This window comes from Acetobacter estunensis, from assembly GCF_011516945.1.
Lineage (GTDB): Bacteria > Pseudomonadota > Alphaproteobacteria > Acetobacterales > Acetobacteraceae > Acetobacter > Acetobacter estunensis.
The window spans coordinates 38,300-50,788 of sequence record NZ_WOTH01000006.1; the positions used below are offsets into that span (position 1 = coordinate 38,300).

Annotated in this window: 13 protein-coding genes and 1 tRNA gene; 8 read left to right on the plus strand and 6 right to left on the minus strand. The window is 61.0% G+C overall.

From position 1 onward, the window contains the following. Positions 1-3: 3 nt before the first annotated feature. Complete coding sequence (locus tag GOB87_RS04625; protein ID WP_242006157.1) at positions 4-726, minus strand: TetR/AcrR family transcriptional regulator; 723 nt, start codon at positions 724-726, stop codon at positions 4-6. A 147-nt stretch (positions 727-873) separates the two neighbouring features. Here GOB87_RS04625 and GOB87_RS04630 point away from each other — a divergent pair, with 147 nt between their 5' ends. The 5 genes from GOB87_RS04630 to GOB87_RS04650 all read left to right on the plus strand — a co-directional run bounded on the left by GOB87_RS04630 (position 874) and on the right by GOB87_RS04650 (position 7,417). Beyond that, entirely contained in the window at positions 874-2,043 is a 1,170-nt protein-coding gene (locus GOB87_RS04630; protein WP_166313383.1) for an efflux RND transporter periplasmic adaptor subunit, read from the plus strand. A gap of 5 nt (positions 2,044-2,048) precedes the next feature. After that, a complete protein-coding gene (locus tag GOB87_RS04635) occupies positions 2,049-5,207 on the plus strand; it encodes an efflux RND transporter permease subunit (protein WP_166313384.1) in 3,159 nt (1,052 codons plus the stop codon). Then, entirely contained in the window at positions 5,207-6,718 is a 1,512-nt protein-coding gene (locus GOB87_RS04640) for an efflux transporter outer membrane subunit (RefSeq protein ID WP_242006158.1), read from the plus strand. The genes GOB87_RS04635 and GOB87_RS04640 overlap by 1 nt, the downstream gene beginning before the upstream one ends. 72 nt (positions 6,719-6,790) lie before the next feature. Next, positions 6,791-6,864: transfer RNA gene (locus tag GOB87_RS04645), tRNA-Gly, on the plus strand. A 133-nt stretch (positions 6,865-6,997) separates the two neighbouring features. After that, the gene (locus GOB87_RS04650) at positions 6,998-7,417 is read left to right on the plus strand and encodes an alcohol dehydrogenase (protein ID WP_166313385.1); all 420 of its coding nucleotides are present in this window, start codon (positions 6,998-7,000) and stop codon (positions 7,415-7,417) included. A 77-nt stretch (positions 7,418-7,494) separates the two neighbouring features. Here GOB87_RS04650 and GOB87_RS04655 read toward each other — a convergent pair whose 3' ends face one another. Continuing rightward, on the minus strand, positions 7,495-7,710 hold the full coding sequence (locus tag GOB87_RS04655; protein ID WP_166313386.1) for a DUF1653 domain-containing protein: 216 nt from the start codon (positions 7,708-7,710) through the stop codon (positions 7,495-7,497). A 160-nt stretch (positions 7,711-7,870) separates the two neighbouring features. On the opposite strand from GOB87_RS04655, the gene GOB87_RS04660 reads away from it, so the two are divergent. Beyond that, positions 7,871-8,431 (plus strand): hypothetical protein, encoded by a 561-nt coding sequence (locus GOB87_RS04660; protein WP_373320692.1) that lies wholly within the window; start codon positions 7,871-7,873, stop codon positions 8,429-8,431. 16 nt (positions 8,432-8,447) lie between these two features. Here the strand turns inward: GOB87_RS04660 and GOB87_RS04665 are convergent, their stop codons facing one another. Genes GOB87_RS04665 through GOB87_RS04680 form a run of 4 tightly spaced genes read right to left on the minus strand, consistent with a single transcriptional unit; the run spans position 8,448 to position 11,469 of the window. Then, positions 8,448-9,404 carry an alpha/beta hydrolase gene (locus GOB87_RS04665; RefSeq protein WP_166313388.1) on the minus strand — a complete coding sequence of 319 codons (957 nt, stop codon included), beginning with the start codon at positions 9,402-9,404 and terminating at the stop codon, positions 8,448-8,450. A 32-nt stretch (positions 9,405-9,436) separates the two neighbouring features. Next, on the minus strand, positions 9,437-10,699 hold the full coding sequence (murA, locus tag GOB87_RS04670; RefSeq protein WP_166313389.1) for a UDP-N-acetylglucosamine 1-carboxyvinyltransferase: 1,263 nt from the start codon (positions 10,697-10,699) through the stop codon (positions 9,437-9,439). Positions 10,700-10,702: 3 nt separating this feature from the next. Beyond that, on the minus strand, positions 10,703-11,257 hold the full coding sequence (dcd, locus tag GOB87_RS04675) for a dCTP deaminase (RefSeq protein WP_166313390.1): 555 nt from the start codon (positions 11,255-11,257) through the stop codon (positions 10,703-10,705). Then, positions 11,257-11,469: a hypothetical protein gene (locus GOB87_RS04680; RefSeq protein ID WP_166313391.1), complete on the minus strand. Its 213-nt coding sequence runs from the start codon at positions 11,467-11,469 to the stop codon at positions 11,257-11,259. Before GOB87_RS04680 ends, dcd begins: the two co-directional genes overlap by 1 nt. Positions 11,470-11,698: 229 nt before the next feature. On the opposite strand from GOB87_RS04680, the gene GOB87_RS04685 reads away from it, so the two are divergent. Both GOB87_RS04685 and GOB87_RS04690 read left to right on the plus strand, forming a co-directional pair. Beyond that, a complete protein-coding gene (locus GOB87_RS04685; protein ID WP_166313392.1) occupies positions 11,699-11,881 on the plus strand; it encodes an entericidin A/B family lipoprotein in 183 nt (60 codons plus the stop codon). Positions 11,882-11,946: 65 nt separating this feature from the next. Then, entirely contained in the window at positions 11,947-12,324 is a 378-nt protein-coding gene (locus GOB87_RS04690) for a hypothetical protein (protein WP_166313393.1), read from the plus strand. The last annotated feature ends 165 nt before the right edge of the window (positions 12,325-12,489 follow it).

Consider the following 12,489-nt stretch of genomic DNA (forward strand, 5'->3'; position numbering starts at 1 on the left):
CTGTCACACAGATGGCCGAGTGTTCCATTCGGCGTGGAGTGCGTTCAGGAAGAGTTGGGCACCGGAGGTGATATAGGCGCGTGAGTCGTCTTCATCGATGTTTTTGATGACCAGTGCGTCGAGCATGAGTTCGCCCACGGTCATGCCGAACAACTGGCGCGCACGCTGTTCGATGTCGGTTTCAGGGTGTCCCTGCGCGAAGCAGTAGTCACGCAACCAGCATTTGAAGACATTCGTCTCCCCGCCGCCCTTGAGCGACAGCATGATGTGACGGATATCTTCGGACTCGGAGGCGCTGGCAATGATGGCGCGGATCAGTTCAATGGCTTCGGGGCGGATCAGTCGGGCGGCGATGTCCTGTAAAAGCCCGATCAATTCGTCCTCGGGTGTGGCCGCATCGACACGCACACAGGGAGAAAAGCAGAACAGGCGGGCTCCGATAAGAGCGTGAAAGAGTTCCTGCTTGGAAGGGAAAAGCTGATAGAGCGTACGCTTGGACATACCCGAACATTGAGCCACCTTGTCCATGGAAGCGGCTTGGTAACCATATGTCTGCAACACTTTGTCAGCCGCGCCGAGAATCTTCTCGCGACGTTCGCATTCCGCCATCTCGGGCGGACGCCCCGGCCCGCGTGCGGCGGCGCAGCAGTCGGTTTCATGAGGGATACGCGCGTTCATGTCGTCTTTCGTGTGCGCCATCGGAATGGCCTTGTCCAGATGAGACAATGCGACGCTGCCATCTTGACCGTAGTTTTGGAAACTATGTAGTTTTAATTTCATCATGCAGCCGGATTCGTGGCGAGGTTCTCAGACGTGTCAGAGAATCCGACGCGGGTTCGGCTTTTCTCTCCTTTGGTTGCCCGGGATGTGCTCGTGAAAAGACCTGTCTGTCTTCGCGCTTCGGCCACATGTGTTTCGATCGCGAGCCTGTTTTTGCTGGGAGCCTGCGGGCGTAAAGCGCCTGCGCCGGTCGCTGTGCCTCCACAGAAGGTGGAGGTGCTGACCCTGCAACCGCAATCGGTGCAGGTTCACACCCAGTTGCCTGGTCGTATCTCGGCCTTCGAGATCGCCATGGTGCGCCCGCAGGTCAACGGCGTGATCCTCAAGCGCTATTTCGTCGAAGGCTCGGATGTGAAGGCGGGGCAGCAGCTCTACCAGATCGATCCAAGTGCTTATCAGGCTGTCTATGACAGTGCGACCGGACAGCTTGCGCAGGCGAAAGCCAATGCCGTGACGGCGCGGGCCAAGCTGGAACGTTATGGGCCGCTCATGAAGGCGCATGCCGTCAGCAAGCAGGAATATGATGACGCGCTGGCGTCTTCCCGGGCGGCGGACGCCCAGATTCTCGTCGCGAAAGGGCAGGTAGAGGCCGCCGCCGTCAATCTGCGCTACACGCGCGTTAATTCTCCCATCGACGGGCGTATCGGTCGCTCTCTTCTGACGGTTGGCGCGCTGGCAACGGTGGGGCAGACGTCCAATCTGGCGGTCGTCACAAAGCTGGACCCGATTTACGTGGACGTGAACCTGCCGGCGATTTCGCTGCTGCGCATCCGCCGTGAGGTGGCCTCGGGGCGTATTCACACGAATCCCGATCATTCCGTGCCGGTGACGCTCCAGATGGAGGACGGCTCGACCTACGAATCTCCCGGCAAGATGCAATTCAGCGAAGTGAACGTGGATCAGGACACCTCCACGGTCGTCGTGCGCGCCCTCTTCCCCAATTCTGATCGACTGTTGCTGCCGGGCATGTATGTGCATGCCACGCTCGATGAGGGCACGGACCCGGCGGCCATTCTGGTCCCCCAGCAGGCTGTGACCCGCAACAGTCACGGGGATCCGCAGGTCGTGGTGCTGGATGCGGACGACAAGGTGGCGCAGCGTCCCATCACGACAGGGGCGACACAGGGGACGGACTGGGTGGTGACATCCGGGTTGAAGGCCGGTGATCGGGTCGTGGTCGTGGGACTGCAAAAGATTCATCCGGGCCAGAAAGTGTCGCCCGTGCCTTTCTCTGATGCGGCTCCGGCCAGCGGAGCGAAGTAAGGCCCATGTCTCTCTCGCGCTTTTTCATCGACAGGCCGGTTTTCGCATGGGTGATCGGCCTGATCATCATGCTCGTCGGCGGCGTGGCCATCTTCCGGATGCCCATTGCCCAGTATCCGTCCATCGCGCCGCCGCAGGTCGCCATTTCGGTGACCTATCCGGGGGCGTCGGCCGAGACGGTCAACAACACGGTGGTCCGTCCGATCCTCCAGCAGATGTTCGGACTCGATCACCTCGAGTACATCTCGGCGCAGTCTTATGCGTCCGGGCAGATGGAGATCGATCTCACTTTCGCGCAAGGGACCGATCCCGACATCGCGCAGGTGCAGGTGCAGAACAAGCTCCAGCTTGCCGAGCCGCGTCTGCCCACCGAAGTGACGGCGCAGGGCATCACGGTGGCCAAAGCCGTGAAAAACTTCATGATGGTCGTGGCCTTCATCTCGACCGATGGCTCCATGACGGCGCAGGACATTGCGGATTACGTGGCGTCCAATGTGTCCGATCCACTCTCGCGTGTCTCCGGTGTGGGCGACCACACGCTGTTCGGCTCCGAATACGCCATGCGTATCTGGCTCAGCCCGCAGAAACTGTACAGCTACGGGCTGACGGTTGGGGATGTACAGACCGCCATCGAGGCGCAGAATCTTCAGGTGTCATCGGGTGAACTCGGTGGTCTGCCAGCCAAGGCTGGAGCGCGTCTGGATGCGACCATCATCGGCCCCACGCGTCTGACCTCGCCCGAGGAATTCGGCAATATCCTCCTGAAAGTCATGCCCGATGGTGCGCAGGTGCGTGTGCGCGATGTGGGCAAGATCGAGTTCGGGGCGCAGAGCTATAACTTCAGCTCGCTCTATAATGGTCAGCCCGCTGCGGGCATGGCGCTCAAACTGACACCGGGCGCCAACCAGTTGACCACGGAAGCGGCGGTGCGCGCGGAAATTGCGCAACTTGAGAAGTTCTACCCGCCGGGACTCAAGACGGTCTATCCGCTCGACACCAAGCCGTTCATCGTGCTGTCGATCGAGGAAGTGGTCATCACGCTGGCAGAGGCGATCGGTCTCGTCTTTCTCGTGATGCTGATCTTCCTGCAGAATTTTCGTGCAACGCTCATTCCGACCATCGCCGTGCCGGTGGTTCTGCTGGGCACGTTCGGCATCCTTTCCGCGCTTGGGTTCTCCATCAACACTCTGACCATGCTGGCCATGGTGCTGGCCGTGGGCCTTCTGGTCGATGACGCCATCGTGGTGGTGGAAAACGTCGAACGTGTGATGACGGAAAAGGGACTGTCTCCGCATGAAGCGGCGCGCGTCTCGATGGACGAGATCTCTGGCGCGCTGGTGGGGATCGTGCTGGTGCTGACCGCCGTGTTCCTGCCTATGGCGGCGTTCTCAGGCTCCACGGGCGTGATTTATCGCCAGTTCTCCATCACCATTGTCGCAGCCATGTGGCTGTCGGTGCTGGTGGCCATGGTTATGACGCCCGCGTTGTGCGCGACGATGCTCAAGCCGGGACAGCACGAAAAGACCAAGGGGCTGCCCGGATGGTTCAACCGGCAGTTCACGCGCCTGACGAAAGGCTACCTGCATGGCGTGCAGTTCGTCATTGGCCACAGGCTCGTGTCATTGGTGGCGTTCGCCGCGCTGACAGGATGCGTGGTGTTCCTGTTCATGCGACTGCCGGGTGGATTTCTGCCCGATGAGGATCAGGGGCTGATCTTCGGTCAGGTGACATTGCCGCCCGGCTCGACGCAGGAGCAGACGGCCAAGGTCACGAAGAAGGTCTCCGACTACATTCTCAAGACCGAAGGCGACAACGTCGAGTCCGTCTATGTGATGAACGGGTTCAACTTCGCCGGTCAGGGACAGAGCGCAGGCGCGTTCTTCGTCAAGCTCAAGGACTGGGAGGTGCGTCCGAAGGCGAGTCAGGCGTCAACCGCCATTGCCAATCGCGTCATGATGCATTTCTGGGGAGATCCGGAGGCGCAGATTTTCGCCATCAATCCGCCTGCCGTGCTCGAACTGGGCAATGCCACGGGTTTCGATCTCGAACTGGAAGATCGCGGGCATGTCGGTCACGAGAAGCTGCTTGCCGCGCGCAATATGGTTCTCGGGCTGGCCGCCAAGGACAAGCGCCTGATGGCGGTGCGTCCGAACGGCATGGAAGACGCGCCGCAATATCATCTCGATATCGACCGTGAAAAGGCCAACGCGCTGGGCGTGTCGGTGGCGGACATCAACACGCTCGTCGAAGGGGCGCTTGGCTCGATCTATGTGAACCAGTTCATGCGCGACGACCGTGTGAAGCAGGTGTACATTCAGGGCGAGCCATCGGCGCGTATGCTGCCGATCAATCTCAACGCATGGTATCTGCGCAATACCAGCGGCACGATGGTGCCCTTCAACGCCATTGCGAGCGGCCACTGGATTACGGGTCCGCAGAAGGTGGAGGATTACAACGGCCTCAACGCCTTCGAGATCCTTGGACAGCCATCTGACGGCTACAGTTCGGGCGATTCCATCACGGCGATCGAGGGCATTCTGGCAAAATTGCCGGAGGGCATCGGGTATGAGTGGACAGGCCTGTCCTTCGAACAGATGGCATCCGGTTCTTCAACCGGACCGCTCTATGCGCTAGCAGCAACGGTCATTCTGCTCTGCCTTGCCGCTCTTTATGAAAGCTGGGCCATTCCCATCGCGGTGATTCTCGTTATTCCGTTGGGCGTCCTCGGCGCTATTGCCGCGACCCTGTGGCGGGACATGGACAACGACGTGTATTTCCAGGTCGGGTTGCTCACCACCGTGGGGCTGGCGGTGAAAAACGCCATCCTGATCGTGGAGTTCGCCAAGGCCAATTTCGAGGGCGGACAATCGCTGGAAGAGGCGGTTCTCAATGCTGGTCGTGAGCGTTTGCGACCGATCCTCATGACGTCCATCGCTTTCGTGCTGGGTGTCTTCCCGCTCGCCATTGCCAGCGGCGCCGGATCGGCGGCGCGTGAGGCCATCGGCACGGCCGTTGTGGGCGGCATGCTCACGGCCACTTTTCTGGCCGTCTATTTCGTGCCGCTGTTCTTCGTGCTGGTGCTGCGCCTGTTCCGCGTGACGCGGATGTCGGAGCGTGGAGATGGTGGCGGACATCCACCCGTTGCGGCCCCGGAGGCGAGTTGATGAACGTGGTCATGAAGAAGCACCGTCGTCCGGGATGCGGGGCGATGGTGGCCCTTGCGGGCGTCCTGCTGGCGGGTTGCACGATGGAGCCCACCTATCATCGTCCGGCACCGCCGCTGGCAAAGACCTTTCCCAAGGGGCCCGACATGGGCGCCAAGGATACGGGCACCAAGACAGACGCTGCGCTGCAGACGCCCGCTTCCGATATCGGCTGGCAGGATTTTTTCACGGATGCCCGCCTGAAGGCGCTGATCGGGATCGCGATGCGGGAGAACCGTGATCTGCGCTCGGCCGTCGCCAGTATCGCGCAGGCGGCTGGCCAGTACGATGTACAACATGCCTCTCTGTTCCCTGCAATCGGGGCGACGGGAGCGGCGATGTACATGCAGCCGTCGCAGACCGCCGGTTTTAGCTTTGCGCCGGGTGTTGGTGAGAACATCTCGACTTTCCGTTATTACACCGCCGGTATCGGTTTTTCGTCCTATGAGATCGATGTGTTCGGTCGCATTCGCAGTCTTTCGCATGCGTCTGCGGAAGCCGCTCTCAAGCAGGTGGCCACCGAGCGCGCGTTGCGGATCAGCATTGTCTCACAGGTGGCGAATGCCTATCTGGCGTGGCTGGGTGATCGGGAAGTGTTGCAGATCGCCAATGAGGCTGTCGCCAATCTTGAAGAGAATCTGCGCCTGATCCGTCTGCGTTACGACCATGGAGAAGAAAATCTCCTGACCGTGCAGCAGGCGCAGACTCAGGTTGATCAGGCCGCTCAACTGCGGGCGCAACAGATGCGACTGGTGGCGCAGGATGAAAACGCGATCACGCTGCTGATTGGCGCGCCCATTCCCGACACTCTCCCGCCACCGAGTCCGTTGGGCGAACAGACGCTTATGGCCGATGTGCCGGAAGGCCTTCCCTCCGATCTTCTGTATCGCAGGCCCGATATCATTGCGGCAGAACACGACCTGTTATCTGCCAATGCCAATATCGGTGCGGCGCGGGCGGCATTCTTTCCGAAATTCACACTTACGGCGACCGATGGCCTGAGCAGTCTGATGTGGCATCGGTTGTTTACCGCGCCTGCGACCACATGGGGGCTTCAGCCCAACATCACGATCCCGATTTTCACATGGGGACAAAACCGCGGGAATCTTGAAGTCGCGAAAGCCGAGCGTGATGTGAGGGTGGCGGCTTACGAAAAGGCCATCCAGACTGCTTTCAAGGAAGTGTCCGATACCTTGGTGGCGCGCCCGACCTATATGGAAGAAGCGCATCGCATGGACGATCTGGTTCATGCTTCCTCGGAGTCCTACCGGCTTTCGCGGATGCGCTATGAGGCGGGAACGGATTCCTATCTCAATCAGCTTGTTGCGCAGAGGACGCTGCTTCAGGCGGAGCAGTCTCGTGTTGCAGTGCTGGTGGCGCGCTATGAAAATCTTGTCACTTTCTATCGGGCACTCGGGGGTGGATGGAGCGAGACAACCCTCCGCTCGCCTCGTGTTCCCGCAAAACTTTGAAGTTGAGGACGCGCAAAAGGCGAGAGGGGGCCGATTGTCAGCTTGAGCCGGGCGGCTTATAAGCGAAGCTACGCGGGTGTAGTTCAATGGTAGAACGGCAGCTTCCCAAGCTGCATACGAGGGTTCGATTCCCTTCACCCGCTCCAGCGCCTTATTACGAAGTCCTCTCTAAATTGTGACCTCCTGTTCATCCCCTGTGGAATGGCTCCATGCCCTGCAGTGCGTTGCGTGGCGGGATTGCTTGGCGCAACATGCGGGCAAAGCAATCAGGAGCTTTCGATGATCCGTTTTTCCCTTCGCGCCCTTGCCGTTGCCACAGCGATTGCTGGTGCGTCGTCCTTCTCGTTCACGGCCGCCAATGCGGCTGAGCCGCCGGCCCCGACGGCTGGCAACCCACCCTCGGCCGTGGCTTCGGCAAGTGATGTGGCGGCTGTCTCCCCCGCCAATCTGGCCGGTCTGCTGAATTACTGCATCATGACGGACCACATTTCGCATGAAGATGGCGATGCACTGCAGACGGCGGTCAACGAGAAGACCAATGCCGTGCCCACGGACCAGCGTGGCAACATGGACTACGCTGTCGGCTCAACGGGGCAGTTCGAAATCAACGGGCAGCGCTCCACCATCACGTCGCTTGAGTCCGACGCGCAGGGCCGTGTCTGTGGCGCCGTGCTGACACGCGCGAAGACGATTCAGTAAGTTCGGATTTCAATCCGTGTGAAAAAGACCCCGGAGCAGCCGTTCCGGGGTCTTTTTTGTCTGGCCGGAAACTGCGGCTATTCGGCCACAGGGGCAAATCGCTGTTGGCCTTCGACGCTTTCCAGCCACATGGAAAGTGGGCGCACCCATAGCGTCTGATGGGTTTCGCTGCGATAAACGACCAACCATTCTTCCGTCTCGCTGTGACGGGCCAGATGCAGGACCGTATACAGCCCGCCCTTGTAATGCCGGTACAGACCCGGTGGCAGGGCAGGGGGAGCATCGGATGTCATGGTGGTCCTTTCGCTGGATGGCGCGTTCTTTTCGCGCATCGGCCAATGAATGCACAGGAGTTTTCCGGTTTTGTCTCTGTCCCCGTTCATTTCCCGCTCTGCCGTCCTGCCATCCGCCGCGGTATCGCGTGTTGCCTGTGCCATCATGGGAATGCTCGGACTGGTGACATTCACGCTGCCACCCGCGCAGGCCGCGACAGCGACCACACATCATCGCACCACGCATCGGCATGCGGCGGCGACGGCTTCGGCGTCCGGTAATCCGGTGATTCTGACCGCCCAACCGGGCACGGAACTCGACAAGCAGGCGCGTCTGCTCAATGCCGAGGATATTGCAACGTCGCGTCGTCATAAGGAGGAGCCGCTGGTCCTGATCGGCTCGGCTGCTCTTTCCACGCGCAAAGGGGAATCCGCTGCCCTGTTTGTGGAATTGCAGTCGGCAGCACTATGCGGTTCGGCCGGTTGTTCAGCCGATGTCTACCTTCGCCAGAAGGGAGAGTGGGTGAAGATCCTTGATTCCGTGAGTGGCGAGATTTCCGTGCTGCCCACCAGTCATCGGGGCATGCATGACCTGATGATCGATGGCACGGACAAATGGGTCTGGGACGGCTCAACCTATCAAGACACGATTGGGGCCGCGCCGATTGGTAATCTCCGCGGAGAGATTGAGCAGTTTCAGGAGCAGAAGACGGCTCATAAAAGTTCGACCAAAGGTCACTGAGCGGCAGCGGCGTTCGTCAGGGATACATGGCCTGCCGCATCGCCTCGATGCGGCGGTTCATTGAGCGCTTGGTGATGGCCGCTCCGGCCTGAAGTTCGAAGGCGTGAAACGCGCCGGGGAAGACGTCCAGTTCCACCGGAACACGCGCCCGGATCAGCCGCAGCGCGTAATCGAGGTCTTCATCGAGGAACAGATCGAGCGTGCCCACGCCGATATAGGCAGGCGGAAGATCGGCCAGGCTGTTGGCGCGTGAAGGAGCGGCAAAAGGCGAGAGAGCCGTGCCTCCCGGCTCCTGCCCAAGATAACAGCGCCACCCGAAATGGTTTTTCTCCCGTGTCCAGAGAAACTCGCCGGTCACGGGATTTGGGGAGGTGGCTGTGACCGTGCGGTCGTCCAGCATGGGGTATTGCAGGTTCTGGAATGCCAGTGTTGGGCCGCCGCGCTGACGGACCAGAAGGGTCAGCCCCGCCGCCAATCCACCGCCAGCACTTTCCCCGGCCACGCCAATGCGGGCGGGATCGATGCCAAGCGTCTCGGCGTTGTCCGCAGTCCATTTCAGGGCGGCATAGCAGTCATCCAGCGGCGCGGGAAAAGCGGCTTCAGGGGCGAGCCGGTAATCGACCGAGATCACCACGCAATCGAGTTCGTGTGCCCAGCGACGCAGCAAAGGCAACATGGCCTCCGGTGTGCCCATGACAAAACCGCCGCCGTGAATGTGAAGGATGGCCGGTCGTGGAGAAGGCGCGGGGGCGCTGGGGCGAGACACCAGCACGCGCACATCCGGGTCATCGGCCAGTCCCGGAGCCTGCTGCACTTCGGTCGTGACGGAAAGGGTGTCCCGTTGCATGGGCGGCGGAACCCGGCGGGCACGCGCGGCCTCGAGCGTGTCGTCGTTCAGGATTTCCGGCGGGTCGAGCCGGTCCAGCAGCGGCAGGAGGTCTGGGTCCACGAGAGAGCGTGTGCCGGTGGTCATGGAAATCCTCCTGCCATGCTGTTGCGTGCGCGTTAGTCCTTCACACGTTCGATGTTCGCGCCACAGGCCGCAAGCTTCTTTTCGACCGCTTCATAACCACGGTCGAGGTGATAGACGCGGCTGAGGATCGTCTCACCCCGGGCGGCAAGGCCCGCGAGGATGAGCGAGAAGGAGGCGCGCAGATCGGTCGCCATGACGGGGGCGCCGGACAGAGTGTGCACACCACGGATGATCGCCGACGAGCCATGGACGTTGATGCGCGCGCCCATGCGGTTGAGTTCCGGCACATGCATGAAGCGGTTCTCGAAGATCGTCTCGGTGATCATCGACGCGCCTTCGGCCACGGCTAGAAGCGCCATGAACTGTGCCTGCATGTCGGTTGGGAAACCCGGATACGGCTCGGTCATGATGTCGATGCCGCGCAGCGCGCCCGTGCGGCGCACACGCATGCCGTAGGATTCCTGCGTGACTTCCACGCCGGTTTCCTCCAGCGCGCGCACCACGGCGCCCAGATCGTCCACGCGCCCGCCGAGGAGTTTCAGGTCGCCCCCCGTGATACCGGCGGCGCAGGCATAGGTGCCGCATTCGATACGGTCTGGCATGATGCGGTGTTCTGCACCGTGCAGCGCTTCCACGCCATCGATGACGAGGGTGCCGGTGCCCGAGCCTGTAATGCGCGCGCCCATGCTGTTGAGACACGCCACCAGATCACCGATTTCCGGTTCGCGGGCCGCGTTGACGATCTCGGTGCGCCCCTTGGCCAATGTCGCGGCCATGAGTAGATTTTCAGTGGCGCCTACGGACGCGAAAGGCAGGACAATGCGGTCGCCTATCAGCCCCTTGGGGGCTGTAGCGTTGATGTAGCCGCCTTCCAGTCGAATTTTTGCTCCCAGAGCTTCCAGTCCCTTGAGGTGCATGTCCACCGGGCGCGTGCCGATGGCGCAGCCTCCGGGCAGCGAGACGCGAGCTTCTCCGCATCGGGCGAGCAGGGGGCCGAGGACGAGGATGGACGCGCGCATCTTGGAGACGATGTCGTAGGGCGCCTCCGTACTGGTGATGGAGCCGCCAATGGCATAGGCGCTGCCGTCGCCGTTGAGGTCTTCCACATTCACGCCGAGCTTGAGGAGCAGGGCGCGCATTGTGACAATGTCAGCAATGCGTGGGACGTTGGTCAGGATCAGGCGGTCATTGGTGAGCAGGCCCGCCACCATGAGCTTCAGGCCCGCGTTCTTCGCGCCGCCAATGGTGATCTCGCCGTGAAGGGGCTTTCCACCCCGGATGATGAAACGGTCCATGCGTCAGAGCCTCGGTGTCGTCACGCCGTGCTGGCGCATATATTTGCCCGCGCGGTCGGCGTAGCTGGTTTCGCAGGGCGATGCGCCCTGAAAGAAGAGGAACTGACAGATACCTTCATTTGCGTAAATGCGCGCGGGCAAAGGAGTGGTGTTGCTGATCTCGATCGTCACCTGTCCCTCCCATTCCGGCTCCAGCGGCGTCACGTTCACGATGATGCCGCAGCGGGCATAGGTGGACTTGCCAAGGCAGACGACCAGCGTATCGCGCGGAATGCGGAAATATTCGATGGTGTGTGCCAGCACGAAGCTGTTGGGTGGAATGACGCAGACATCGCCCTTGCGCGACACGAAGCTGTCGGGACTGAAGCATTTGGGGTCCACGATCGCGCCGTTGACGTCAGTGAAGATGCGGAAATCATCCGCCACACGGGCGTCGTAGCCATAAGAAGACAGGCCGTAGGAGATCACGCCGTCGCGCTTCTGGCACTCCACGAACGGTTCGATCATGCCGTCTTTGAGAGCTCTCTCACGGATCCATGTGTCAGGCATGATGGGCATCAGGGTGTCTCCGGGGCGTGAGAGGCTGGCGTGGGGGAAGGTGCTGTGTCGGCTTGACGTGCGCGGGCCTGTTCCTTGCGGCGCTTCAGATTGGCGCGCAGAGCGGCGGCCTCATCCGCTCGTCTCTGTTGCAGCGCGGCTTCGGCCGCGGGCGTCAGGGAAGGCGAATGGGTGCGGTCTTGGGCTGTGCGGTCGTCACCGGCGGGCGGCATTCCAGATTCCCGTGTGAGAGGGCGGCGTTGGGAGAGCCGCTCCGAAACGTGTCATCAGTGGAGGCGGTTCTTATAACACCCGCGGCAGGACTGCCAGCATGCTCGGCGCAATTGCTTCCTGAGCGCGCGGCCAGAAGGGTGTCAGACGTGAAACTCTGAACAGATACATGCGTTTGGACTGCGTATCGAGTTTGTAAAAGGTAAAAGTGACATGGAGAACGGTTCAGGTATGCGTGGCATTAAACGGGTTGCAGGAGCGATGCTGGCGTCCGCCATGATGCTGGGTCTGACGGGCTGCAACACTGTTGCCGGAGCCGGACGGGATGTGAGTTCCGTCGGCCATAACGTGTCGCGTGGCGCAACGGCGACGCAGCAGGGTATTTCGAATGCCACAGGGAGTTCGACGCACTGAGAGGCTTAACGCTTCCGCTCCGTCATTTTTTGAATGAAGGAATGGACGGTGTGGGAGAAGGTGGAATGCGTGGGTGGATCAAGAACTTGACGCCAGCTGTGGCGGTCTTGGGAGGCTTCTTTGTCCAGACGACCTCCGCACGGGCGGCTCCGCCGTTTTCGGTGCACACTGTTGCCGCTCAGGATGCAGAGGAAGCGGAAGTCGATCGTCTGAATGCCGCCCAGATCGGCACCGCCTATAAGGGGCCGGTGTATTATCCGGGGCAGCCCGTTCCGCCGGCTCATCCCGTGCAACTGCAAAATCAGGGGGAGGCGGCTTCGGTCGTCAGTGCGCCTGCGCAGTCACCCGCAGCTGCTCCGAAACCGGTCGGCGGCGGCAATTCCTATCACGGGGCGTTGTATTATCCTTCTCAGGCTTATCCTGCCCTCCCTTCCGCCCGGTAAGCCATCGGATATGCAGTGAATGCCATTTTTGCGGGGCGTCGGTGCTGTCTGTTTTGTCGCATGGGAGTGACGTTCGGCCATTGGGGAGGTGAGGAGAGCGGTCACCCATTTCTGACTTTTGAAAATGGCATGAAAGCGCGGTTTTCCAGCTTTCCGGGCTGGTTT

Bases quoted from the DNA above. Each gene is read 5' to 3' on its own strand.
- GOB87_RS04635 (WP_166313384.1), top strand. From the start codon at position 2,049: ATGTCTCTCTCGCGCTTTTTCATCGACAGGCCGGTTTTCGCATGGGTG.
- GOB87_RS04640 (WP_242006158.1), top strand. From the start codon at position 5,207: ATGAACGTGGTCATGAAGAAGCACCGTCGTCCGGGATGCGGGGCGATG.
- GOB87_RS04650 (WP_166313385.1), top strand. From the start codon at position 6,998: ATGATCCGTTTTTCCCTTCGCGCCCTTGCCGTTGCCACAGCGATTGCT.
- GOB87_RS04655 (WP_166313386.1), bottom strand. From the start codon at position 7,710: ATGACATCCGATGCTCCCCCTGCCCTGCCACCGGGTCTGTACCGGCAT.
- GOB87_RS04665 (WP_166313388.1), bottom strand. From the start codon at position 9,404: ATGACCACCGGCACACGCTCTCTCGTGGACCCAGACCTCCTGCCGCTG.
- murA (WP_166313389.1), bottom strand. From the start codon at position 10,699: ATGGACCGTTTCATCATCCGGGGTGGAAAGCCCCTTCACGGCGAGATC.
- dcd (WP_166313390.1), bottom strand. From the start codon at position 11,257: ATGCCCATCATGCCTGACACATGGATCCGTGAGAGAGCTCTCAAAGAC.
- GOB87_RS04680 (WP_166313391.1), bottom strand. From the start codon at position 11,469: ATGCCGCCCGCCGGTGACGACCGCACAGCCCAAGACCGCACCCATTCG.
- GOB87_RS04685 (WP_166313392.1), top strand. From the start codon at position 11,699: ATGCGTGGCATTAAACGGGTTGCAGGAGCGATGCTGGCGTCCGCCATG.
- GOB87_RS04690 (WP_166313393.1), top strand. From the start codon at position 11,947: ATGCGTGGGTGGATCAAGAACTTGACGCCAGCTGTGGCGGTCTTGGGA.